Below are 23,925 nucleotides of genomic sequence, written 5' to 3'. Positions count from 1 at the left end.
TTCCATCGTATGCCGAAGGCGCCGCGCGAACAGCTCGCGCGGCGCCTTCGGGTGCGAAGATCAGCTCTTCGCGGGCGGGCCCTGGATGATGATCTCGCCCGTGTGGGTGAACTCCTCCTGGATCTCCTTGTCGTCGGCCGTGTCGGCGCGATACGTCGCGAGACTGATGACGACGGCGAGGATCAGGTTGACGAGGAAGCCGGGCACGATCTCGTACAGATCGAAGATGCCGCCGGAGAGGAACTGGCCCCAGCAGTACGCCACAACCGCGCCGGAGATCATGCCGACGATCGCACCGTAGTTCGTGAGCCTGCGCCAGAACAGCGACAGCAGCATCAGCGGGCCGAAGGCCGAGCCGAAGCCCGCCCATGCGAACCCGACGAGCTCGAGCACCGTCGCCTCGGAGTCGAACGCGATCGAGACAGCGATCAGCGCGATCGCGAGGACCGCAAGGCGTCCGAGCCACGCGAGCATCTTCTCGCTGAGCCCCTTCCTGAACACCAGGCGTGCGATGTCCTCGATCAGCGCCGAGGACGACACGATCATCTGACTCGACATCGTCGACATGATCGCCGCGACCACTGCAGACAGCACGAGGCCCGCCACGAACGGGTGCATCAGGTTCTGCGCCAGCACGAGCGTGACCGTCTCGGGGTCGGGAAGGTCGATTCCCTTGATGCTGAACCACGCGATACCGATGAGGCCGACAGCAACGGCCCCGATCAGCGACAGGATCATCCAGCCCATGCCGATGCGGCGGGCGACCTTCGCATCGTGCGCCGAGCGCAACGCCATGAAGCGCACGATGATGTGGGGCTGGCCGAAGTAGCCGAGGCCCCAGGCGAGCGAGGAGATGATGCCGATGAACGTCACCGCTGTGAGGCCGCCGCCGAACCAGTCGAGGTTGTCGGCCCCGACCGTGCGGATGCCCTCGGCGACCTCGGCGAGGTCTCCGATCGACACGATCGCGAGAACGGGCACGATCAGCAGCGCGGCGAACATCAGCAGGCCCTGCACGACGTCGGTGTAGCTCGCGCCGAGGAACCCGCCGAACAGGGTGTAGAGAAGCGTCACGCCAGCGATGATCAGCATGCCGACCGTGTAGTCGCCGCCGAAGGAGCTCACGAAGAACTTGCCGCCCGCGACCATGCCGCTGGAGACGTAGAGCGTGAAGAACACGAGGATGATGATGCCCGCGGCGATGCGCAGAATGTTGGTGTTGTCGCGCGTGCGGTTCGAGAGGAAGCTCGGCACCGTGATCGAGTTCTTCGCGATCTCGGTGTACGCGCGCAGCCTTGGCGCGACGAGCTTCCAGTTGAGGTAGGCGCCGATCGTAAGGCCGATCGCGAGCCAGATCTCTACGAGTCCGGTCGCGTACAGCGCGCCAGGAAGGCCCATCACGAGCCAGCCCGACATGTCTGAGGCGCCGGCGCTCAGAGCCGCCACGGCCGGCGGAAGGTTGCGCCCGCCGAGCATGTAGTCTTCGTGGCTCTTGGTCTTCAGCGCGCCGTAGACGCCGATGGCAATCATCGCCGCGAAATAGATCACGAGGGCGACGATGAACCAAGTCTGGTCCGTCATGATGACTTCTCCGATTCGTCTGCGGTTTTGCCACAACCTATCTGTGAGCTGAGTATCACGGCAAGCGACTCACGGAGGAGTTATCAATCTGGTAGGGCGTCCGGCCCTTCCGAGACGAGGATCGCGAACTGCGCCGCGTCGAGAACCCGCACGCCGAGCTCCTCGGCCTTGGCGAGTTTGGAGCCCGCACCGGGGCCCGCCGCGACGAAGTCGGTCTTCTTCGACACGCTCGATGCCGCTTTGCCGCCCGCCTGGATGATCGCCTCCTTCGCGCCGTCGCGCGTGAACCCATCGAGGGATCCGGTCGCGACGACCGTGAGGCCCTCGAGCACGCCGCCGGATGCCGCCTGCGCCCCCGGACCGGGGTGGCCGGGCGTCTGGAACGACACCCCCGCCGCCGCCCAGCGCTCGACGATCTCGAGATGCCAGTCGACGTCGAACCACTCGATCAGCGAGCGCGCGATGATCTCGCCGACGCCCTCGACGCCTGCGAGCTCATCGATGCTCGCCTCACGGATCGCCGCGAGCGAACCGAAGTGCTGCGCGAGGGCGCGGGCCGCGACCGGGCCGACGTGACGGATGCTGAGGGCGACGATCTGGCGCCACAGGTCCTTGGTCTTCGCCTTGTCGAGCTCCTCCAGCAGCTTGAGCGCCTGCGACGAGGGGTGCACGAGCTCGTGATCCTTGCGGACGCCCGCCTTCCGGCGCTCGGCGGCAGTCGCGTTCTCCCACCCCGGCGGGTACACCCGCTCGATGCGCTGGAACGGAGCGCGCCGGACGACCTCGCCCGTGGAGGCGTCAACGCGGTCCTCCCCCGTCTCGGGATCGGTCACGACCACCTCGATCGGCACGATCTCGTCGAGCGACAGCGTGAACAGGCCGGCCTCCGTCGTGAGCACCGGGTCGAGGGCCGCGCCCGTCTGCGCGTGTCGCGCCGGCTGCGTGAGCGCCGCGGCCGTGACCTCGCCGAGGGCCTCGACGTCGAGCGCGCCGCGCGATCCGGCGTGTTCGACGCGCCCGCGCACCTGAGCCGGGCACGACTGCCCGTTCGGGCAGCGCAGGTCGATGTCGCCCTCCTTCATGGCGCGCAGCGGCGTGCCGCACTCGGGGCAGTTCTCGGGCATCTCGAACGCGCGTTCGGATCCGTCGCGCCGTTCGACGACCGGCCCCAGGATCTCGGGGATGACGTCGCCCGCCTTGCGCAGCACCACCGTGTCGCCGATGAGCACGCCCTTGTGGACGACCACCTCGCGGTTGTGCAGCGTCGCCTGGCGGACGACGCTGCCGGCCACGAGCTTCGGCTCCATGACCGCGTACGGCGTCGCTCGCCCGGTGCGGCCGACCCCGACCCGGATGTCGAGCAGCCTCGTCTGCACCTCCTCGGGCGGGTACTTGTAGGCGATCGCCCACCGCGGCGCGCGGCTCGTCGCGCCGAGCTCGTCGTGCAGGTTGAGCTCATCGATCTTCACGACGATGCCGTCGAGCTCGTGCTCGACCGAGTGACGGTTCTCGCCGTAGTGCGCGACGAACGCGAGCACGTCATCGATCGACTCGCAGACCTTGAGGTGCGGGCTCGTCGGTAGGCCCCAGGAGGCAAGCAGCTCGTAGATCTCGCTCTGCGACGCCACAGGCGGGTCGGGCCACGCCCCGATGCCGTGCACGTAGAGCCGCAGCGACTCGAGGCGGCGCTCGCCCGCCTCCAGCTCGAGGCCGTCCTTCTTCTCGAGCTGCTGGCGGAGCCCCCCGCTCGCGGCGTTGCGCGGGTTCGCGAACGCCGGAAAGCGGCGATCGGCCGCGGTGCGCTGTCGATCCTCGTCGAAGGCCTTCTTGCCCGCGCTGCGGACGCGCTGCCACCGGTCGTAGGCCTCGTCGTACGCGCGCTCGCGGCGCGACGCCTGACCCGCGTTCAGCTGATGGAACTCCTCCACGGGGATGAACACTTCCCCGCGCACCTCGACGATCGCCGGATGCCCCTCGCCCGTCAGTCGCTGCGGGATGCCTGCGAGACGCGTGGCGTTGTCCGTGACGATCTCGCCGACGCGGCCATCGCCGCGCGTCGCCGCGGAGGTGAGCACGCCGTCCTCGTAGCGCAGGTTGATCGCGAGCCCGTCGATCTTGAGCTCGGTCAGCCAGCGCACCTTCCGGGCCGCAGACGCCTCGGCCTTGACGCACCAGTCGCGCAGCTCGTCGGGCGAGAACACGTTGTCGAGGCTGAGCATGCGCTCGGCGTGCTCGATCGTGTCGAGGCTCGTCGCGCCCGCGGCCCCGACCGTCTGCGTCGGCGAATCCTGCGTGCGCAGGACGGGATGCGCCTCTTCCAGCTGGTCGAGGCGCGTCAGCCAGCCGTCGTACGTCGGATCGTCCACATCCGACGCGTCGGAACCGTAGTACGCGTCGCGGGCCGATTCGATGCGGAGGACGAGGTCGCCCGCCTCGGCGCGCGCGTCGTCGAGACTGAGGTCAGGTTCGGCGTTGGTCACGAGAAGAGTGTAGGTCGTGACCCCTGACAGACGAAGGGTCAGGCCGAGACGGGCTGCGGGTCAACGGGCACGGCGGAGACCGTGCGGTCGATCGTGCACTGGCCGAGCACCCGGGTTCCGACGTAGACGACCGCCGTCTGCCCCGTCGCCACGCCGTCGAGCGGCGCATCGGGGGTGATCACCAGAGCGCCGTCGGCGAGGACCGCGTGCGCGGGCACCGGATCTGCGTGCGCCCGGATCTGCACCTCGCACCGGAAAGCGTCTTCGCGCGGCGCCGCGCCGGCCCAGCTGTAGCGCGTGCCGGAGATCTCGGCGACCGCGAGGGCCTCCTTCGGCCCGACGACGACCTCGTTCGATACGGGGCGGATCTCGAGCACGAAGCGCGGCTTGCCGTCGGACGCGGGACGGCCGATCGCGAGCCCCTTGCGCTGGCCGACGGTGAACGCGTGCGCGCCCTCGTGCGACCCGACGACCTCGCCCGACCGGTCGACGATGTCGCCCGTGGCGGCGCCGACCTTCTCGGCGAGGTACCCGCGCGTGTCGCCGTCGGGGATGAAGCAGATGTCGTAGCTGTCGGGCTTCTTCGCCACGGAGAACCCGCGCTCTTCCGCCTCGCGGCGCACGATCGCCTTCGACGGCGTCTCGCCGAGCGGGAACATCGTGTGGCGCAGCTGCTCAGCCGTGAGAACGCCCAGGACGTACGACTGGTCCTTAGCCTCTTCGCTCGACCGGTGCAGCTCGAGCCCCTCGTCGCCGTCGACGAGCGTGGCGTAGTGACCGGTGCAGATCGCGTCGAAACCGAGCTCGAGGGCGCGCTCGAGCAGCGCCTGAAACTTGATCTTCTCGTTGCATCGCATGCAGGGGTTCGGCGTGCGTCCTGCGCTGTACTCGGCGATGAAGTCGTCGATCACGTCGTCGCGGAACCGCTCGGAGAAATCCCACACGTAGAACGGAATGCCGATCTTGTCGGCCACGCGGCGGGCGTCCATCGCGTCCTCGACCGTGCAGCACCCGCGGCTGCCGGTGCGCAGTGTGCCGCCCGCTCGCGACAGCGCCAGGTGCACGCCGACGACCTCGTGGCCCGCTTCGACGGCCCGCGCGGCCGCCACCGCGGAGTCGACGCCGCCGCTCATCGCCGCTAGAACTCGCATACCTTCCAGGGTACGCGCGGACTCTGGATGCGGGGTCAGTCAGCGGCGATGCGGTCGTACGCCTCGACGAGCCCGTCCGCGAGCGCCTCGAGGTCGGCGGCCGTCGTGCTCGTGCCCATCGAGATCCGCACCACCTCGCGCGCCTGGTGCGCCGTGTATCCGAGCGCCATGACCACGTGCGAGGGCTCCGCGACGCCCGCCTGGCACGCGGATCCCGTCGAGACCGAGATGCCGCGCTGATCCAGCAGGAACAGCACCGACTCCCCCGCCGCCCACGGCAGCATCACGTGCACCGTGCCGGGAAGGTGGTGCTCGCGGTCTCCGAGCACGATCGCCGCGGGGATCCGCCGGGCGAGGTCGGCGACGAGGCGCTCGCGGAGCGCCTCCAGCCGAGCGGACTCTTCGACGCGCTCGGCCTCCGCGAGCTCGGCCGCCGTGGCGAGGGCGACGGCGCCGGCGACGTCCTGCGTGCCAGCGCGGATCCCCCGCTGCTGCCCGCCGCCGTGCAGTAGCGGCTCGAGGGCGGCGGTGCGCGAGACCACGAGCGCGCCCGTGCCGACGGGCGCGCCGATCTTGTGCCCGGACACGCTCATCGCGACGAGGCCGCTCCCCGCGGGGGCATCCCCCCGCCAGGCGGCGAAATCGACCCGCGTGCGGCCGAGCGCCGCGACGGCGTCGAGGTGCAGCGGCACCCGCGCTCGCGCCGCGGTCGCCGCGAGCCCTGCGGCGTCGTTCACCGTGCCGGTCTCATTCCCGGCGACGAGGGCGGTCGCGAGCGCCGCACCGTCGACGGCCGCGCCGAACGCATCCACCGGGATCCGTCCCGCGGCATCGAGGGCGACGGGCGAGACGTCCGCGCCCTCGTGCGAGGCGAGCCATGCGACCGTGTCGAGCGTCGCGTGATGCTCGCCGTCCGGCAGCACGATGCGGCTCTCATCGGCCGCCCGGCGCCGCCAAAGGCCCTGCAGGGCCGACCCGACCGACTCGGTTCCGCCCGAGGTGAAGACCACCTCGATCGGCTCGGCGCCGAGGGTCGCGGCGACCCTCTCCCGCGCCTCCTCGAGCACGCGGCGCGCATTCTGACCGGCACCGTGCACGGACGACGCGTTGCCGGTCACCCGCTGCGCCTCGAGCCACGCGTCGCGCGCCTCGTCGCGCAGGGGCGTCGTCGCCGCGTGGTCGAGGTAGATCATCCGGTTCAGAACAGGAGGCTGGTCAGTCGCGTGCGCGCCTGCATGACGCGAGGATCCGACGCGCCGATGAGACCGAACAGCTCGACCAGGCGATCCTTGATCGGCGTGCGCTCGTCGCCGAATGTCGCCGCGAACAGGTCGAGCAGCCGCGCGAACGCGTCGTCGACGTGACCGCCCGCGATGTCGAGATCGGCGGCCAGCATCTGCGCGTCGACGTCGCCCGGCGCGTCGGCCGCGGCCTGCCGTGCGGCCTGGAGGTCCGCACCCTCGATGCGCTGGAGGAGCCTGACCTGCGCGAGCCCGGCCGAGGCCTGCTCGTCGCGCGGGTTCTCGGTGAGCGCCTTCTCGTACGCATTGATCGCGGCCTGGTTGTCGCCGCGCTGGATGGCGTCGAACGCCTCCTGGTGCAGCGGCGGCAGCGGCGGCTCCTCCGCGGGCGCGTCGTCGGCGGGCTGGTCGCCGACCGAGATCGTGCCGGTCACGCCCTGCTGGGCCGCGACCTCGAGCAGCTGTGCGAACACCTCGCGCACCTGCTGTTCGGGCACCGCTCCGGTGAACAGGGGAACCGGTCGGCCCCCGAGCAGGGCGACCACGAGAGGGATCGACTGGGCCTGGAACGCCTGCTGGATCTGCGGGTTCTGGTCGATGTCGACCGTGGCCAGCACCACGCGCCCCTGCATCTCGCGCGCCACCTTCTCGATGATCGGGCTGAGCTGCTTGCAGGGCTCGCACCACGTCGCCCATAGGTCGACGACGACCGGAACCTGGCGCGAGAGCTCGAGCACCTGCGAGAAGGTCTGGTCGGTGACCTCCATGACCACGTCGGGCGCGCTGCCGACAGCGGTCTGGGAATCGGGGGCCTGACCCTGCGGCGCGGCCGGACGGTTGCGCAGGGACGAGAGGTCGACGGCTCCGCGCAGGGCGGGGCCGAGAGAGGCGTCAGACATCGATCACCTTTCGTGGAGAGGAACGGGAGTCGGTTCTATTCTTCCTCGTCTTCGGGCTCCGGGAGCAGTTCGCTGCCGGTCAGCGCGTACGAGTACCCGAGAACGCGGATCGGTTCGTCCGACGCCTTGGCGGGAACCGAGAAGAAGAGCTGACTGGTGTAGCTGGTCGTCAGCCCGGTCGTGGTCTCGTCCTCGCCCACGAAGTGCTGGATCTCGGGGGCATCGGGAATCTTGATGACGCCGTCCTCGTCCGTCGGCTTGAGGGTCTCGCTGTCGCCGAGCGACACCGCGACGATCGCGCCGCTGTTGAAGGTCGCGAGTGCGACGGGATCCGACGAGCCTGCCTGCTGATCGAAGGTGATCTCCGCCGTGTCCTTCGCGGTCTCCTCGAAGGTGTCCTTCGTCTGCGCGCGCTTGTCCGTCAGCGCCGCGATGAACGGGTCGTTTCCGACGTCGAACAGCTCGGCGTACTCGCTGTCCTCGCCCTGATCGATCACGTCGGCGTACGCCGCGGCGAGCTCGTCGGGCGCGATCTGCAGGAACGACGAGTCCGGCGGCACGAGTGCCGCGCCCAGCCAGGCCGGCGCGAGCTCGGGGATCTCCGTGCTCGGGGTGATCGACCCCATGTACGACATCTTGTAGGTCTCCCACGGGCTCGACTGCGTCGCGATGAGGATCGTCGGGTTCTTCTCCGATTCCTCGTCGCCGATCACGAGCAGCGCGGTGCGCGGCCAGCCGTCGTTCGCCTGCGGCAGGAGCACGCTGACCTCGCCGTCCGGGAGAGGCGTGGGAATGGTCCAGTCCTCGACATCGGCGCGGATCTCGTAGGCGATCTTGCGCACGTCGAGGGCGACCCCGGACAGGCGCTTCTCGCCGAGCTCGGCGTTGCCCTCGCGGTCGGCGTCGTCCATGACAGTGGCCATGCTCGAGACGAGGCGCTGTGCCTGCGCGTCGGTCAGCGCGGGCATCTCGGTCTCGGCGGATTCGGTTGCCTCGGGCGTGGGAGTCGGCGTCGGATCCGCACCGAACTCGGGCCATGCCGACGGCGTGCAGCCCGCGAGCAGCGCACCGCCCACGGCGAGAGCCGGGATCCCGACCAGCGCGCGCCGGGCGCCCGGCGAGCGGCGGCTCTCCGCGGTGCCGGTGATCTGCTTGCGGCCGGAGCCGCGCCTGTTCGATCCGGCGGACGCCTTCGAACCCTTGCGGCGCGGTCCGCGGCGACGGCGCATGTGGATGAAGCCCAGGATCCACAGGACGATCCCGATCAGCAGCGCGAGGCCGCCCGCGGCGATCAGCGGACCCGCCCACGGGGTGGTCACGGGGGCGGTCGTCCAGGTCACGCTCACGTCGCTGGGCGCGGGCGCGGTGCCGTCGGTCGCGATGAGCAGGCTCATGCCCTCGGGCAGCGCGAACGTGTGATCGAGCTCGTCGTCGGCGACCATCTGCTCGATCCACAGGTCGGAGTCGCGCGGGTTCCACCACACGCGCTCGCCCGTGTCGGCGTAGTCGTTCGTCGGCTCGACGACATCGGACTCCACACGGGGCTCGCCCGACTCGCTCGTCGTGCCGGCCAGCGTCGCGTGGTTGTACGTCGTGTCGGACAGCCAGGCCTGGATGTCGGAGGTGCGCCCGTAGGAGGCGAAGATCTCCTCGTCGGTGCCGGTGATCTTGAGCCCCTGCTGCCCCGGGTAGGCCGACAGCACCTCCGCGTCGATCACGGTGTAGGGCAGCGACTGGTCGGGCGCCTCGATCTGGCTCGTGATCTCATCGGCGCTCTTGGCGTCGTCGAGCTGAACGACCCCGGCCCCGATCAGGCCCACTCCGGCGAGGAAGGCGACGACAGCCCAGACGAATCGCACGAATCACATCTCCTCAATCACGCACCGCGAGCGGATGCCCGGATGTCACAGTTGCGTAAAGACTAACGGCGCAAGCCTGGGAGTCGCAGAGAATCGGGCGACGGGCGCGCGGTGCACGGTGACGTTATCGATTCCGGGTACTCTCACCTCAGGCCACCGTTTCCCGGCGCACTTCGCAGCAGGAGCCCCATGAAGATCCACAACCCGTTCCGACTGGGTTTCATCGCGACCCTCGGCGTCGGGCTCGCCTACATCCTCCTGCAGAGCATCGGCAGCCTCTCGACGGTGCTGCTGTACATCGGCACCGCCCTGTTCATCTCGCTCGGCCTCGATCCGGTCGTGTCGTGGCTGTCGAGACGCAAGCTGCCGCGCTGGTCGGCCGTCGCGATCGCGATCATCGGCGTGCTCGCGATCTTCGCGGGCATCCTCCTCATCGTCCTGCCCGTGCTGATCGATCAGATCACGCAGCTGGTGCGCCGCATCACGTTCCAGCTCAACAGGTCGGGATGGCAGTCGGACTTCGAGAAGTGGGCGACCGAGACGTTCCCGAACCTCGACCTGCCCGTCGTGATCGACGCGGTCAATGACTGGCTCACGAACAATATCTTCTCGATCAGCGAGAGCCTCGTCAGCGTCACGGTCGGCGTCGCGAACGGCCTGTTCGGCGCGTTCATCGTACTGATCCTCACGATCTACTTCACGGCGTCCACGCCGTCGCTGAAGACCGCGATCTATCAGATCGTGCCGGCCTCGCGCCGCACGTCGTTCATCGACATCGCCGAGCAGATCACGGGGTCGGTCGGCTACTACGTGATGGGGCAGGTCACGCTCGCCGCAACCAACGGCGTGCTGAGCGCGATCTTCCTGTCGATCATCGACGCCCCGTTCGCGATGGTGCTCGCGGTGATCGCCTTCCTCGGGTCGATGATCCCGCTCGTCGGAACGATCACGGGCTCGGCGATCATCGTGCTCGTCTGCCTGATCCCCGGCGTCGGCGACACGACGACCGCGCTGATCGCCGCGATCTACTACCTCGTGTACATGCAGATCGAGGCGTACGTGCTCTCGCCGCGCATCATGAGCCGCGCGGTCGCGGTTCCCGGCGGCGTCGTCGTCGTGGCGGCGCTATCGGGCGGCGCGCTGCTCGGGCTGCTCGGCGCGCTCATCGCGATCCCCGTCGCCGCGAGCATCCTGATCATCTACCGCCAGGTGCTGATCCCCCGCATGAATACCCGATAACGCCGATCAGGCGTCGGGCCACTCGGTCGGAAGCGGCAGTGCGGCGGGGTTCACGGCCCCGACGATCTCGTCGAGCACCCGCGTCGTCTGCTTCTCGCCGACCCAGAGGTGCTTTCCTCCGTCGACGGCGATGAGCTGAGCATCCGGGACCGTGGCGAATCGCTCGCGCGCCTCGTCGGGGCGCAGGTAGTCGTCGAACTCCGGAACGACGACGACGAGCGGCACCTCGGCCGCCGCCCACGCCGCGACCTCCGCGTCGGTCGCGCGGTGCAGCGGCGGCGACAGGAGGATCGCCCCGGCGATATCGTGCTCGCTGCCGTACTTGAGCGCGAGCTCCGTGCCGAACGACCAACCGAGCAGCCACGGCACGGGCAGGCCGCGGTCCGCGACGAACTGCACCGCGGCCGCGACGTCGGCGCGCTCCTCGATGCCCTCGCCGAAGGATCCATCGCTCGTGCCGCGCGGCGAGCTCGTGCCGCGCGTATTGAACCGCAGCACCGCAAGATCCGCGAGCGCGGGCAGCCGCGCCGCGGCCTTGCGGATGATGTGCGAGTCCATAAACCCGCCGTGCGTCGGAAGCGGGTGCAGCGTGACGAGCGTCGCCACGGGATCCCGGTCGAGCGGCAGCGCCAGCTCGCCGACGAGCGTGAGCCCGTCGTCGGTGCGCAGCTCGACGTCTTCGCGCCGTCCCGGCAGAACGGCCGCTCCCCGAATCTCCACGATGATGCTCCTGACCTAGAGGTTCCAGCAGTGCGCGTGCCAGTGCCGCCGCGCTTCGAGATCGGCTCGATCGCCGAGCACGCCGTCGGCGCGCCACGTGACGAGGTGGGCGGTGCCCGGTTCGATCGTGCGCGAGCACCCGGGGCACGAGTAGCGCTTGTCGCTGCGCCCCTGCCCCACGGGCTGCACATTCCATTCCGAGCCCCGGCGCGACTCGGTCCTGCGCCAGCCGGAGATCAGGCGATCGAGGCTGTCGTCAGGCGAGCGGCGCTCGGGCCGGCGCTTGCGCGACCTGCCCATGCGGGATCACCACCAGTTGTTCGACACCCAGAACGCGTACGCGCCCGCCCAGCTGCCGTAGCGTCCGACCGCATAGCCGTTGGCCCACTGCAGGTTGGCGACCGGGTCGTACCCGCCGCCCGGAACCTTGCTGCACGGGTATGCCTGCACGAGGCCGCATGCACCGGAGGAGGGGTTCGTGGCGTTCGGGTTCCATCCGCTCTCGCGGCTGACGACGTAGTCGACGTAGCCCCAGTCGCTTTCGGCGATGCCAGCGGCCGCCATCCACTCGGCGGGCGAACCGCCGCCCGAGAACGGTGCGGGAGCCGAGTACGGCGCGGGGACCTCGCCCGACGGCTGGCCCTCTTCCGCGGGCGCCTCGGGCTGCTGGCCCGGGGCGGCGATCGCGGCGGGCGCGGGCGTGGGGGTCGGCGTCGGCGTGCGCAGCTCGGCCTCGTAGGACACGGTGCCGAGCGCGTTCAGGCTGCCGGCGTTCGCCGCGGCGAACAGCTGCGCCTCATCGGCCGCGGTCGCGTACCGCGATGCGGCGGGATCCTGGCTCGCCTCGGCGACCTGCGATCCGATCACGGGCGCGAGCGTCGCGGCGAGGAACCCCACGACGGCGACGCCTCCGACCACCGCGATGGCCGCACGACGCGCGCGCGATGCCACGGGGGTCGGGTGCGAACGATGGCGCCGTCCCGCTTCGAGCGAGCGAGTCGTGCGCCGCCCTTCGGCGATGGCCGAGCGCTCGATCGAGCGGGCCTCTCGACGAGATTGGGGACGGGAATCGTTGTTCTCAGAAGTCACAGTGATCGTGAGTCTACCTGACTGTTACCCGAACGTGACATCCTATTGGGACATTCGGACGATATTCTGAGAATGGCGTCGTTATCGCACCGCGAGGATCACGCGCACGGCCGCATCGAGGGCCGCGTCCACCTGCTCTTCGCGGTAGCCGCCGCGCTGCGGGTGGAATGCCGCGGAGCGCACCTGGTCGGCCGTGATCGGCTCTCCTGCGGCGAAATAACGAGAAATGCGGGTCGCGACGATGTCGACCTCGACGACCGAGTAGCCCGAGCGGTGCCACGCCACGCGGTCGAACCGGTGCCCCTCCGGGCGGGACATGCGCCCGAGCAGTTCCTGCGCCTCGCTCTTCGCGCCCGCGACCCAGGCGCCGGCGCCGGTCTCGCGGATCCGCGCATCGCGCTCGCGGGCCGCCATCGCGTCCTCGAGTCGGGCGAGCGCGGCGTCGACGCTCGGAACGTCGAACCCGCCGCGGACCAGAGGGAAGGACGCCGTGCGCACGTCGTCGCTCGTGAGCCCTCCGCCGCCCTGGAACGAGACGCGGGCGCGCTCGAGGAAGGCGTCGACAGCCTGGGCGTCGTACCCGCGGACGCCCCGCGCGGCGTGCGCGAACGGCGCTCCGGTGCTCTGAGTGGTCATGACGCTCCGAGGGGTGCCAACAGTTGGAACATGGCGAGGGCGACGACGGCCGACGGCAGGATGCTGTCGAGCCGGTCGAGCACGCCGCCGTGACCCGGCAGCCAGGAACTCATGTCCTTGATGCCGAGGTCGCGCTTGATCATCGATTCGCCGAGGTCGCCCATCATGGCCGACAGCACGAGCGGCGCGGCGAAGATCGCGCCCGCCCACCACGGGATGCCGAGCATGAACTCGCCCGCCAGCGCGCCCGCGATGAGCGAGACGACCGCCCCGCCCGCGAAGCCCTCCCAGGTCTTGCCCGGGCTGATCCGCGGCGCCATCTTGTGGCGGCCGAAGGCGAGGCCGGTCGCGTACGCGCCCGTGTCGGCGGCCACGACGACGAGGAGGAACGCGAGGATCCACCATTCCCCACCCTCGTGGCGCAGCAGCACGAGCGCAGAGCTCGCGAGGAACGGCACGTAGATCGAGATGAAGCAGCCGACGATGATGTCGGTGAAGATCGAGGCGTACACGCGCCCGTCGCTGCCGGACATCTGCGCCACGACGCGCCACACGACGATGAACGCGAGCGCGAGGAACAGCGCCGTCCAGTGCACCGCCGAATGGAACCAGAACGCGGCCGAGATGATGATGACCACGGCGACCAGCTGCGGCACGAGGTCGATGCGACGACCCCGCGCCTGCAGCGCCCGCGTGATCTCGAACACGCCGAGACCCGCGATCGCGAGCGCGAGGATCGCGAAGACCCACTTCAGGAACAGCAGAGACCCGATGACGGCCGCCCCGGCGATGACGCCCACGCCGATCGCCGCGAAGAGGTCGCGGCCGGTGCGCTTCATGATCCGGGCGTTCGTCGCGTCGATCTGTTCGCGAGCGCGATCGACGCGATTCTCGAAATCGTCGCGCGCGGTCGTCAGCCGTGCCTGGAGCGAGGCGGAACCCGCCTCCGGGCGCGACGGATCCTCAGCGGGGGTCTCCCGCTGAGGATCGTCGTCGCCTGCGCCCGTCATCATCAGACCTCGAGCAGCTCGGCTTCCTTGCGCGCGAGGGCCTCGTCGATCAGGTCGACGTGCTTCTTCGTCAGCGCGTCGAGGTCCTTCTCGCCGCGAGCGACGTCGTCTTCGCCGACCTCGTCCTTCAGCGCGGTCAGGTCGTCCTTCACCTGGCGGCGGACGCCGCGCACGCGCACGCGCGCGTCCTCGGCCTTGGCGCGGACGAGCTTGACGTACTCCTTGCGGCGCTCCTCGGTGAGCTCGGGCATCGTCACGCGAACGATGGTGCCGTCGTTGGTCGGGTTCGCCCCGAGGTTCGGCATGTCGCGAATGGCCTGCTCGATCGCGCCGAGGGCCGACTTGTCGTAGGGCGTCACGAGAAGCGTGCGCGCCTCGGGGTTCGCGAGCGCGGCCAGCTGCTGCAGGGGCGTCGGAGAACCGTAGTAGTCGACGATGAGCTTCTGGAAGAGCTGGGGGTTCGCGCGGCCGGTGCGGACGGTCGCGAAGTCTTCCTTCGCCGATTCGACGGCGCGCTCCATGCGGCTCGTGGCTTCGGACAGGACGTCGGCGATCACGGGGACTCCATTCATCGGGGTGTGTAGACGATTCTACGGTTGCGGCTCCGCACCCCGGGCTCCGGGGCGCGGCGCGCCGGTCAGATGGTGACGCTCGTGCCGATCTTGTCGCCGCGCAGCGCGCTCGTGATGTTCGAGGCGGGCTCCATGCCGAACACGCGCATGCCCATGCCGTTGTCCATGCAGAGGCTGAGCGCGGTCGAGTCGACGACCTTGAGGCCGCCCACGAGCGCATCGTTGTACGAGACGTGGTCGAGCTTGACGGCGGTCGGGTCGATGCGGGGGTCGGCCGAGTACACGCCGTCGACGCCGTTCTTGGCGACGAGCACCTCATCGGCGCGCACCTCCAGCGCGCGCTGCGCCGCGACGGTGTCGGTTGAGAAGTACGGCAGCCCCGCTCCGGCGCCGAAAATGACGACGCGCCCCTTCTCGAGGTGGCGCTCGGCCTTGCGCGGGATGTACGGCTCGGCGACCTGGCGCATCTCGATCGCCGACTGCACGCGGGTCTCGGTGCCCGCCTGCTCGAGGAAGTCCTGCAGCGCGAGCGCGTTCATCACGGTTCCGAGCATGCCCATGTAGTCGGCGCGGGCGCGCTCCATGCCGCTCTTGGACAGCTCCGCGCCGCGGAAGAAGTTGCCGCCGCCGACCACCACGGCGATCTCGACCTCGGTCGCGGCCGTGGCGATCGCACGGGCGATCTCGCTGACGACGTCAGGCGCGACGCCGAGCTGGCCACCCCCGAATGCCTCTCCTGAAAGCTTGAGCAGTACGCGGCGGGTGGTGCTGGTCACGATGATTTCTTCCTCTCGAGCGCCGTACAGGCAGTGCCCATAACGCTACCGCAGTCGGGTCGCCGGATTTCTGCGAAGACGCCCGGGGGAACGCGAAAGGGCCCGGAACCCGCTCGCGCGGATTCCGGGCCCTTGACCGGCCTGCGGGTGCTTACGCGCCGACCTTGAAGCGCTCGAAGCCGGAGATCGTGATCCCCGCGGCGTCGGCGACCTTCTGGATCGACAGCTTGTTGTCCTTCGCGTACGGCTGGTCGAGCAGCACGACCTGCTTGAAGAACGCGCCGACACGACCCTCGATGATCTTCGGCAGGGCAGCCTCGGGCTTGCCCTCGCTGCGCGAGATCTCGGTGACGATGTCACGCTCCTTGTCGACGACCTCCGTGGGAACCTCGTCGCGCGTGAGGTACTCGGGAGCGGCGAAGGAGATGTGCTGCGCGATGGAGCGAGCCGTCTCCGCGTCGGCGCCCGTGTAGGCGACGACGACGCCGACCTGCGCGGGCAGGTCCTTGTTCGTCTTGTGCAGGTAGATCTGGAACGCGTCGCCCGTAAGGGTCGTCGCTCCGCGCAGCTCGATCTTCTCACCGAGCACGGCCGCCTCGTCGGAGATCGTGTCGGCGACGGTCTTGCCGTCGACGTCGGCCGCAGCGGCCGAGTCCACACCGTTCGCGCCCGCTGCGGCGACCGCGGCGAGCACCTTGTCGGCGAGGGCGATGAACTTCTCGTTCTTCGCAACGAAGTCGGTCTCGCACGCGAGCTCGATGATCGTTGCCGAACCCGCGTTCTCGACCGCGGCGACGAGGCCCTCGGTCGCGGCGCGGTCGGCCCGCTTCGCGTTGCCCTTCGCGCCCTGCAGACGCAGGATCTCGACGGCCTTCTCGAGGTCGCCATCGGCTTCCTCGAGCGCCTTCTTGGTGTCCACCATGCCGGTGCCGAGCTGCTCGCGCAGCGTCTTGATGTCGGCGATGCTGACCTTTGCCATGAGTGAGTTCCCCTTGATGTCGGTTTCGATTACTCGGCTGCGGGCGCGTCCGCGGCGGGCGCCTCTTCGGAGGCGGCCTCAGCAGCGGGCGCCTCGGCGTCAGCCTTCTCGGCAGCTGCCTCGGCGGCGGGCGCCTCGTCGGTGCCCTGCGTCAGGAGCTCCTGCTCCCACTCGGCGAGGGGCTCCTCGGTGCCGCCCTCGGTCGGGTTGTGGCGCTGCTGCAGGCCATCGGCGGCCGCGTCCGCGATGATCCGCGTGAGCAGACCGACGGAGCGGATCGCGTCGTCGTTGCCCGGGATCGGGTACGCGAGGTCGTCGGGGTCGATGTTCGTGTCGAGGATGCCGATGACCGGGATGCCCAGCTTGCGCGCCTCGTCGATCGCGAGGTGCTCGCGCTTGGCGTCGACGACCCAGAGGGCCGACGGCGTCTTCGTGAGGTTGCGGATGCCGCCGAGCGACTTGTGCAGCTTGGTCAGCTCGCGCTTCTTGAGCAGGAGCTCCTTCTTCGTGAAGCCGGACTCGGAGGGGTTGTCGAAGTCGAGCTCCTCGAGCTCCTTCATGCGTGCGAGGCGCTTCGACACCGTCTGGAAGTTGGTGAGGAGGCCACCGAGCCAGCGCTGGTTGACGTAGGGCTGACCGACGCGCGTCGCCTGCTCGGCGAGCACTTCCTGGGCCTGCTTCTTGGTGCCGACGAAGAGGATCGTGCCGCCGTGGGCAACGGTCTCCTTGACGAAGTCGTAGGCGCTGTCGATGTAGCCGAGCGACTGCTGCAGGTCGATGATGTGGATGCCCGAGCGATCCGTGAGGATGAAGCGCTTCACCTTCGGGTTCCACCGGCGGGTCTGGTGTCCGAAGTGGACGCCGCTGTCGAGCAGCTGGCGAATTGTGACGACGGCCATGGTCGTACTCCTTGTATCGAGGCGCGCTCAGTGCGCGCCGGTTTCGGTTGAGATGCCAGCGAGCCGCTGGCGAGCCTGGTGCCCGACGCACTTCCGCCCTCGCGGGGAGGGACCGGTGGAAGAAGCGACGCGGCCGAAGCCGCTGAGACACGCGAAGTCACCCCGCAGTGCGGGATGCGACCTTCAGTGTACAGCACCGATCCGCGAGAAAAGCGCGGGTCAGCGCGCTCACAGCGGGCGGATCCGGCGGATCCGTCCCCAATCGCGGGGTGCGGCCGAGCGGGGTCTTCTCGGATGCGGTTTCCTGGCGCTATGCGCTCCCCGATCCGACCGTCCTCCCCCGCCCGTCGCGCCCGTGCACTCGCCGTCGCCGGCATCGTCTTCGCCGTGGTTCTGCTCGTGCCGCCGTGTGCCGATCCGGCCTCCGCCCGCGAGAGCGCCCCGTCCGCGGCCGACGAGAGCGAGGCGCCGCGCTGGATCTGGCCGGGCGGGGTGCCGGAGGTCGTGAGGGCGTTCGAGGCTCCGGAGAATCCGTACGGGCCGGGTCACCGAGGCATCGACGTCGCCGTCTCCGGGGACGACATCCTCGCGCCGGACGACGGCGTCATCGCGTTCCGCGGCGTCGTCGTGGACCGACCGCTGATCACGATCGATCACGGCGGCGGACTCGTCTCGACACTGGAGCCGGTCGAGAGCGACCTCTCGCCCGGTGCCCCCGTCGCCCAGGGTTCCGTCGTGGGCACGCTCGCCGAGGGAGGGCACACCCCGGCGGGCGGCCTGCACCTCGGTGCGAGGCTCGACGGCGAATACATCAATCCGCTCGCGCTGCTCGGAGCGCTCGAACGCCCCGTTCTGCTGCCGTGCTGCGGGTGATGCCCGGCCGAGCTAGGCCCGCGGGTGCGCGAGGCGGTAGGCGGCGCGCAGCCGTTCGCTCGAGACGTGGGTGTAGACCTGGGTCGTGCCGAGGCTCGCGTGCCCGAGCAGCTCCTGCACCGCGCGCAGGTCGGCCCCGCCGTCGAGCAGGTGGGTCGCGGCGGAATGGCGCAGCGCGTGCGGACCGGCGGACTGTCCCACGATCGGGCTGATGCTGCGCGCGACGAGGTCGTACACGGTCCGCGGGCCGACCCGGCCACCGCGGACGCCGAGGAACACCGCCGGTGTCGGCGTCTCCGCGCGGGCCGCGAGCGCGCCCCGGCCGCGCGCGAGGTAGGCCTCGATCGCCCGGCGGGCGGGTGCCCCGAAAGGCACGACGCGCTGTTTCGATCCCTTGCCCATCACGACCGCGGTCGCGCTCGATAGGTCGAGATCGTCGAGGTCGATCCCGCACAGTTCCGACACGCGAATGCCCGTCGCGTACAGCGCCTCGAGGATCGCGTGGTCGCGCAGCGCCACCGGATCGCCCTCGGAGGCTGCCGCTTGTGCCCGACCGAGCAGCTCGTCGAGGCCCTCCGCACTGGCGACCCGCGGCAGCGTCTGCGGCTTCTTCGGCGTCACCAGCCGCAGGCTCGGATCGACGTCGATCAGCTCGTTGTCGAGCGCCCACGAGAACATGCCCCGCGCCGACGACGTGCGCCGGGCGAGGGTCGACCGGGCGTCTCCGCGCTGCGACGCGCGCCACAGCCAGTCGCGCAGGCCGCCGAGATCGACGGCCCGGATGTCGATGTCGCCGCTCGCCGACATAAGATCAACGAGGTCGGCACGGTAGGCGCGCACCGTCGCGGGCGACAGCCGGCGCACATCGCCGAGATGCGCCGCGTACGCGTCGATCGCCTGGGACAGTCTCACTCCCCCAGCATCGCGCGGATCGCCGTCACTGCCCGATCGCCACGCGGCACTACGACGCGCCCACCCACCCGTCGGCGCGGGCTTCGGCCCGCCCCTCGAGCGCGAGCAGCCCGAGCACGGCGGCCACGTCGTCGGGCGCGAGGCCGCTGCGCCGGGCGAGATCGTCGAGAGTGCGCGGCCGGCGGCTGAGCGCGTCGCCGACCCGGATCGCGTCGGGCGAGTCGTACACGAGCGGCTGGGGATCCGTGCCCGCGCCGACGAGCTCTCTCACGTCGGCGGCGCACGTCACGCAGACTGCGTCGTATTCGCGCAGCAAGCGGTGGCACCCGGACGACGTCGAGCTCGTGACTGGTCCCGGCACTGCGCCGAGGGGCCGGCCGAGGGTGCCCGCGTGCCCAGCCGTGTTGATGCTGCCGCTGCGGGCGCCCGCCTCGACCACGACGGTGCCGAGAGTTGCGGCAGCGATGTTCCGATTGCGTGCGAGAAATCGCCAGCGCGTCGGCGTGGTGCCGGGCGGACACTCCGCGACGACCGCGCCGCTCGCGGCGATCTGCTGCAGGAGGTTCGCGTGCCCGGACGGATACACGCGGTCTGCGCCGCCCGCGACGAAGGCCGCCGTGCGCCCGCCCGCGGCGAGCGCGGACCCGTGAGCGGCGCCGTCGATCCCGTAGGCCGCGCCGGACACGACCGTGAACCCGTCGGCTGAAAGGTCGCTCGCGAGGCTGCCCGCCACGTGCTCTCCGTAAGGCGTGGCCGCGCGCGCCCCGACGATGGCGACGGATGCGCTCGTGAGGACCGCGGCGTCGCCCCGGATCCAGAGCCCCACCGGAGCGTGCGGCCCGAGGTCGTCGAGCCCCGTGGGCCACCCATCGTCTCCCGCGACGACGAACGAGCACCCACGTCGCGCGGCGGCGTCGATCGCCCCCGCGACAAGACCCGCGTCCCAGCGCGGTCGCCAGCGATCGGCGGCGGCACGGATATCGGCTGAGTCCGCATCGGCGCCCGCGATGGCCTCGAGCGCGGCGGCCGGCCCATGGCGCGCGATCAGCTGCCCGGCGATGCCGTCGCCCGGCTCGACGAGCACCGACCAGGCGACGCGCGCGATCCGGTCGTCGATATCGCCCGGTCCGAGCCACGATCTCGCGGCCCGGCGCACCTCGGCAGGCAGCAGCCGGTCGATCCTGAGGCGATCAGTCATGAGGTGACTCCCTTCTTGAGGAACAGCGCCCGGCCCACGTCCGCCGCCGTCGGCGTCTCTCGCCCGGCCAAGTCGGCGATCGTCCACGCCACCCGCAGCACGCGGTCGTGCGCGCGCAGGGTCAGCACGCCGCGGCTCAGCGCCGACTCGAGCGAGTATCGAGGCGGGCCGGACAGCGCGTACGGCCCGTCGCGCAGCCACGTGCCGGTCGTCTCGGCGTTCGTGCGCCACGGGGTATCCGCGAGCCGTTCGGCGGCGCGCTCGCGCGCGGCGACGACCCGGGAGCGCGCCTCGTCGCTCGAGGTTCGGCGCCCCGTCGCGCCGTCGAGCCGCGAGACCCGCTGCAGCCGCAGGTCGATGTCGACCCGGTCGCGCAGCGGGCCCGAGATCTTGCCCGCGTATCGGCGCACGTCGGCGGGCGAACAGGTGCAGGTGCCGCCGACCACGCCGAACTCGCCGCACGGGCACGGGTTCATGGCCAGCACGAGCTGGAACCGCGCCGGGAAGCTCGCGGTGAACCCCACACGGTGGATGGAGATCGACCCGTGCTCGAGCGGCTGCCGGAGCGCGTCGAGCAGCGAGCGCGGCGCCTCGGCGACCTCGTCGATGAACAGCACGCCGCGCGACGCACGCGCGATCGCGCCGGGGCTCGCCCTGCGGGATCCCCCGCCGACGAGCGCCGCCAGCGTCGCGGAGTGGTGCGGCGCCTCGAACGGCGGCACGCGCGAGAGCGAGGAAACTGCCCGCCCCGCGAGCGACCTGACCGACGCGACCTCGAGCGCGGCCTCGTCGTCGAGCGCCGGGAGGATGCCCGGAAGCCGGCGTGCGAGCATCGTCTTCCCCGCGCCCGGCGGCCCGGACATGAGCAGATGATGGCCTCCCGCGGCCGCGACGAGCAGCGCCTCGACCGCCTCGGGCTGTCCGACGACGTCCGCGAGGTCGCCCGGGGGCGGCTCGCTCGGCGCCGGCTCCGGGCGGGCCTCGGGCGGCTCATCGGCGGTCAGCACCTGATCGTCGACCTCGGCCCCGTGCAGGCGGGCGGCCTCGGCGAGCGTGCGCACGGCGATCACGTCCGCGCCCGTGACGAGCCGCGCCTCGTCGGCGTTATCGGCCGGCACGACCACGCGGTCCCGGCCGGCGGACACCGCGGCGATGACCGAGGGCAGCACCCCCGCGACGGCCCGGACGCGGCCGTCGAGCCCGAGCTCGCCGATGTGCACCGTGCGCGCGAGCGACGACGGATCGAGCCGCCCGTCGGTCGCGACGGCGGCGAGGGCAACGGCAAGGTCGAAGCCTGACCCCTGCTTCGGCAGGCTCGCGGGCGAGAGGTTCACCGTCAGGCGCCGGTCGGGAAGCGACAGCCCGCTGTTCTCGCACGCGTTCATCACGCGGCGCACGGCCTCGCCGAGGGCCTTGTCGGGCATGCCGATCAGCCGGAAGTCCGGCCGATGCTGCGTGATGTCGGCCTCGACCTCGATGAGTTCGCCGCTGAGCCCCGTGAGCGCGACCGCCCACGTGCGCACGACGATCATCCGATGCCCTTCAGGTGCTCGATGCTCGCCCGCGCCGGGTCGGCGCCGGTGATGGCGATCGCGTCGACGCGCACGCGCCGGCCCCGCGCGTGATTCGGATGCGCGCGGGCCCACATGTGGGCGAGCCGCCACAGCCGGGCGGTCTTCCTGTCGTCCAGCGCCTCGAGAGGGTGCCCGTACCGCGTGGACGACCGGGTCTTGACCTCGACGACCGCAATGTCGGATCCGCGTACCGCGACGATGTCGAGCTCGCCGTCTGAGCACCGCCAGTTGCGATCGACGATCTCGTAGCCCTCGCCCACGAGGTGTTCCGCGGCGCGTTCTTCCCCCGCGCGCCCGAGGGTCAGGTTGTGTGACATGACCCCACCGTGCCGTTTCCGGCGCGGGCCCGCTTTCGGGCTCCCGCGTGATCACGCGGATGGTGTGGACGGATCCGGAAGATCCGCGAATGTTAGCGCGCTGAGCGCGTCGTCAGGGCTTGCCGATCGACAGGTCGTCGGGCAGCTCGAAGTCGCGCCGCGAGAGCTCTTCGACGTTGACGTCCTTGAACGTGAGCACCCGCACCGACGTCACGAAGCGGTCGGCGCGGTAGATGTCCCACACCCATACGTCGCGCATCGTGAGCTCGAAGTAGAAGTCGTGCTCGGTGTCGTGCCGAACGACGTTGACGTCGTTGGCAAGGTAGAAGCGGCGCTCGGTCTCGACCACGTACTGGAACTGTCCGACGACGTCGCGGTACTCGCGATACAGCGAGAGCTCGAGCTCGCGATCGAAGTCCTCAAATGCATCTTCATCCATGGTCGTTCCATCCTACGAGGCTTCGCCTCAGGTCAGCGCCGGGCCGATCGCCCACGACCGCCGATGGTGGTTCGTGAGCCCGTGCGCGTCGATGGCCGCGCGATGGGCCGCGCTCGCGTATCCCTTGTTGCGGTTCCACGCGTACGCCTCGTGCTGGTCGTGCAGATCGACCATCAGGGCATCCCGCGAGACCTTCGCCGCGATCGAGGCCGCGGAGATGACGGCCTGGTCGCGGTCGCCCTTGATGACGGTGCGCACGTCGATCTTCCCGAGGCTCGGCAGCGCGATCCGCGAGAGATAGTCGTGGTTGCCGTCGAGCAGGCTGATCCCTTCCGCCGGATCGAAGCCGCGCGAGCGCAGGGTCTCGAGCGCGCGGGTCGCCGCCAGGCCGAGCGCGCCGATGATGCCGACCTCGTCGACCTCGCCGGGCGTCGCCCACCCGAGCCCCGTGCCGCGCACCCAGGCGGCCGTGCGCTCGGCGACCTGCGGCCGCCTCTTCTCGGTGACGAGCTTCGAGTCGCGCAGCCCCTCGGGCACGCCGGCTCGCAACGCCGAGGAGTCGATGACCGCGGCGCCGACCGTTACCGGTCCGGCCAGCGCGCCCCGACCGACCTCGTCGAGGCCGAACAGCAATGGCGCCTCGTCGAGCAGCCGCGTCTCGAGCTCGAGGGTGGGTGCGACCGGGCTCACTGAGCCGCGTCCGGAACGCCCACGGCGGCCGTCGAGTGTTCGAGCGTGCCGAACCGGTCGAGCGGCCAAGTGCGCAGCACGACCCGCCCGACGATCTTGTCGATCGGCACGAAGCCGCCGCCGGGCTGCTCGTTGTGGTACCGCGAGTCGCGCGACCTGTTGCGGTTGTCACCCATGACCCAGACGGCCCCCTCGGGCACCGTCACGTCGAAGTCCTGCGTCGAGGCGAGCGTGGATCCGTCCGGCAGGTTGAGGTAGTCGAGCTCGTCGATTCCGGCGCCGTTCACCGTCACCTGCCCGAGCTGGTTGCAGCACTGGACGTGGTCGCCGGGCATGCCGATGATGCGCTTGACGAGGTGGTCCTCGGAGTCGGATGCGGACAGGCCAACGGCATTTAGCGCCCAGTCGATCGCGCCGGTGATCCCACCGGGCGGTTCGGTCTCGGCGCCCTCCAGCCACCCGCCCGGATCTTCGAACACGACGACATCGCCGCGCTCGTATCCGGTCCAATCGACCGTGAGCTCGTCGACGAGGATCTTGTCGTCGACCATCAGCGTCTGCTCCATCGAGGCGGAGGGGATGTAGAACGATCGCACGACGAAGGCCTTGATGAGCACCGAGACGAGCACCGCGACGACGACGATGACGATGACGTCGCGCACGAACGCCAGCGCACCCCGGCCCCGAGGCGGTCGGGCGGGCGGCGAGGTCGGTGATTCGCTTGTCATCGGCTCCAGGTTCCCACAAGAAGATCGCCCCGTGACGCAGGCGTCACGGGGCGATCTCTATGA

General features: G+C 70.4%; 24 protein-coding genes. 2 read left to right on the top strand and 22 right to left on the bottom strand.

The annotated features are described in order from the left end of the window. Window positions 1-60 precede the first annotated feature (60 nt). The 6 genes from putP to G510_RS16040 all read right to left on the bottom strand — a co-directional run bounded on the left by putP (window position 61) and on the right by G510_RS16040 (window position 9,211). Entirely contained in the window at window positions 61-1,581 is a 1,521-nt protein-coding gene (putP, locus tag G510_RS0108350) for a sodium/proline symporter PutP (protein ID WP_029153267.1), read from the bottom strand. A gap of 83 nt (window positions 1,582-1,664) precedes the next feature. After that, on the bottom strand, window positions 1,665-4,061 hold the full coding sequence (gene ligA / locus G510_RS0108345) for an NAD-dependent DNA ligase LigA (protein WP_029153266.1): 2,397 nt from the start codon (window positions 4,059-4,061) through the stop codon (window positions 1,665-1,667). A 38-nt stretch (window positions 4,062-4,099) separates the two neighbouring features. Next, window positions 4,100-5,212, bottom strand: a complete 1,113-nt coding sequence (mnmA, locus tag G510_RS0108340) for a tRNA 2-thiouridine(34) synthase MnmA (protein ID WP_084644277.1) — start codon at window positions 5,210-5,212, stop codon at window positions 4,100-4,102. Window positions 5,213-5,247: 35 nt separating this feature from the next. Next, on the bottom strand, window positions 5,248-6,405 hold the full coding sequence (locus G510_RS0108335) for a cysteine desulfurase family protein (protein WP_029153264.1): 1,158 nt from the start codon (window positions 6,403-6,405) through the stop codon (window positions 5,248-5,250). 5 nt (window positions 6,406-6,410) lie between these two features. Next, entirely contained in the window at window positions 6,411-7,352 is a 942-nt protein-coding gene (locus G510_RS0108330; protein WP_029153263.1) for a tetratricopeptide repeat protein, read from the bottom strand. Between the two features lie 35 nt (window positions 7,353-7,387). Next, window positions 7,388-9,211: a DUF8094 domain-containing protein gene (locus G510_RS16040; RefSeq protein ID WP_036322480.1), complete on the bottom strand. Its 1,824-nt coding sequence runs from the start codon at window positions 9,209-9,211 to the stop codon at window positions 7,388-7,390. Between the two features lie 189 nt (window positions 9,212-9,400). On the opposite strand from G510_RS16040, the gene G510_RS0108320 reads away from it, so the two are divergent. Continuing rightward, window positions 9,401-10,450, top strand: coding sequence for an AI-2E family transporter (locus G510_RS0108320; protein ID WP_029153262.1), 1,050 nt, complete (start codon window positions 9,401-9,403; stop codon window positions 10,448-10,450). Window positions 10,451-10,456: 6 nt separating this feature from the next. Here G510_RS0108320 and G510_RS0108315 read toward each other — a convergent pair whose 3' ends face one another. From G510_RS0108315 to rpsB, 9 genes are all read right to left on the bottom strand, one after another. Further along, a complete protein-coding gene (locus G510_RS0108315; protein ID WP_029153261.1) occupies window positions 10,457-11,170 on the bottom strand; it encodes an alpha/beta hydrolase in 714 nt (237 codons plus the stop codon). A 15-nt stretch (window positions 11,171-11,185) separates the two neighbouring features. Next, window positions 11,186-11,470 carry a hypothetical protein gene (locus G510_RS0108310; RefSeq protein WP_029153260.1) on the bottom strand — a complete coding sequence of 95 codons (285 nt, stop codon included), beginning with the start codon at window positions 11,468-11,470 and terminating at the stop codon, window positions 11,186-11,188. Window positions 11,471-11,476: 6 nt separating this feature from the next. Next, window positions 11,477-12,121 (bottom strand): aggregation-promoting factor C-terminal-like domain-containing protein, encoded by a 645-nt coding sequence (locus G510_RS0108305; protein ID WP_029153259.1) that lies wholly within the window; start codon window positions 12,119-12,121, stop codon window positions 11,477-11,479. A gap of 219 nt (window positions 12,122-12,340) precedes the next feature. Then, on the bottom strand, window positions 12,341-12,895 hold the full coding sequence (locus tag G510_RS0108300) for a DivIVA domain-containing protein (RefSeq protein ID WP_029153258.1): 555 nt from the start codon (window positions 12,893-12,895) through the stop codon (window positions 12,341-12,343). Beyond that, window positions 12,892-13,905: a phosphatidate cytidylyltransferase gene (locus G510_RS0108295; RefSeq protein WP_169562590.1), complete on the bottom strand. Its 1,014-nt coding sequence runs from the start codon at window positions 13,903-13,905 to the stop codon at window positions 12,892-12,894. Before G510_RS0108295 ends, G510_RS0108300 begins: the two co-directional genes overlap by 4 nt. A gap of 2 nt (window positions 13,906-13,907) precedes the next feature. Beyond that, window positions 13,908-14,462 (bottom strand): ribosome recycling factor, encoded by a 555-nt coding sequence (gene frr / locus G510_RS0108290; RefSeq protein ID WP_029153256.1) that lies wholly within the window; start codon window positions 14,460-14,462, stop codon window positions 13,908-13,910. An 80-nt stretch (window positions 14,463-14,542) separates the two neighbouring features. Continuing rightward, window positions 14,543-15,253: a UMP kinase gene (gene pyrH / locus G510_RS0108285; RefSeq protein ID WP_425411292.1), complete on the bottom strand. Its 711-nt coding sequence runs from the start codon at window positions 15,251-15,253 to the stop codon at window positions 14,543-14,545. 151 nt (window positions 15,254-15,404) lie between these two features. Beyond that, window positions 15,405-16,232, bottom strand: a complete 828-nt coding sequence (gene tsf / locus G510_RS0108280; RefSeq protein ID WP_029153254.1) for a translation elongation factor Ts — start codon at window positions 16,230-16,232, stop codon at window positions 15,405-15,407. A gap of 29 nt (window positions 16,233-16,261) precedes the next feature. Beyond that, the gene (gene rpsB / locus G510_RS0108275; protein WP_029153253.1) at window positions 16,262-17,131 is read right to left on the bottom strand and encodes a 30S ribosomal protein S2; all 870 of its coding nucleotides are present in this window, start codon (window positions 17,129-17,131) and stop codon (window positions 16,262-16,264) included. Between the two features lie 312 nt (window positions 17,132-17,443). Between rpsB and G510_RS0108270 the strand changes: the two genes are divergently transcribed. Further along, entirely contained in the window at window positions 17,444-18,004 is a 561-nt protein-coding gene (locus G510_RS0108270) for a murein hydrolase activator EnvC family protein (protein WP_036322476.1), read from the top strand. A 12-nt stretch (window positions 18,005-18,016) separates the two neighbouring features. Here the strand turns inward: G510_RS0108270 and G510_RS0108265 are convergent, their stop codons facing one another. From G510_RS0108265 to lepB, 7 genes are all read right to left on the bottom strand, one after another. Continuing rightward, window positions 18,017-18,916, bottom strand: a complete 900-nt coding sequence (locus G510_RS0108265; protein ID WP_029153251.1) for a tyrosine recombinase XerC — start codon at window positions 18,914-18,916, stop codon at window positions 18,017-18,019. Between the two features lie 49 nt (window positions 18,917-18,965). Beyond that, window positions 18,966-20,114 (bottom strand): DNA-processing protein DprA, encoded by a 1,149-nt coding sequence (dprA, locus tag G510_RS0108260; protein WP_051216599.1) that lies wholly within the window; start codon window positions 20,112-20,114, stop codon window positions 18,966-18,968. Next, window positions 20,111-21,646, bottom strand: coding sequence for a YifB family Mg chelatase-like AAA ATPase (locus G510_RS0108255; protein WP_029153249.1), 1,536 nt, complete (start codon window positions 21,644-21,646; stop codon window positions 20,111-20,113). Before G510_RS0108255 ends, dprA begins: the two co-directional genes overlap by 4 nt. Then, entirely contained in the window at window positions 21,643-22,005 is a 363-nt protein-coding gene (locus G510_RS0108250) for a YraN family protein (RefSeq protein WP_029153248.1), read from the bottom strand. Before G510_RS0108250 ends, G510_RS0108255 begins: the two co-directional genes overlap by 4 nt. 112 nt (window positions 22,006-22,117) lie before the next feature. After that, complete coding sequence (locus tag G510_RS0108245) at window positions 22,118-22,444, bottom strand: DUF2469 family protein (RefSeq protein WP_029153247.1); 327 nt, start codon at window positions 22,442-22,444, stop codon at window positions 22,118-22,120. 27 nt (window positions 22,445-22,471) lie between these two features. Beyond that, window positions 22,472-23,134 (bottom strand): ribonuclease HII, encoded by a 663-nt coding sequence (locus G510_RS0108240; RefSeq protein WP_029153246.1) that lies wholly within the window; start codon window positions 23,132-23,134, stop codon window positions 22,472-22,474. Beyond that, window positions 23,131-23,862, bottom strand: a complete 732-nt coding sequence (gene lepB, locus G510_RS16035; RefSeq protein WP_036322473.1) for a signal peptidase I — start codon at window positions 23,860-23,862, stop codon at window positions 23,131-23,133. Before lepB ends, G510_RS0108240 begins: the two co-directional genes overlap by 4 nt. Window positions 23,863-23,925: the final 63 nt, after the last annotated feature.

The organism is Microbacterium gubbeenense DSM 15944, from assembly GCF_000422745.1.
Taxonomy (GTDB): Bacteria; Actinomycetota; Actinomycetes; order Actinomycetales; family Microbacteriaceae; genus Microbacterium; species Microbacterium gubbeenense.
The sequence above is the reverse complement of the archived record's forward strand: the minus strand, read 5'-3'. Positions and strand labels throughout refer to the sequence as shown.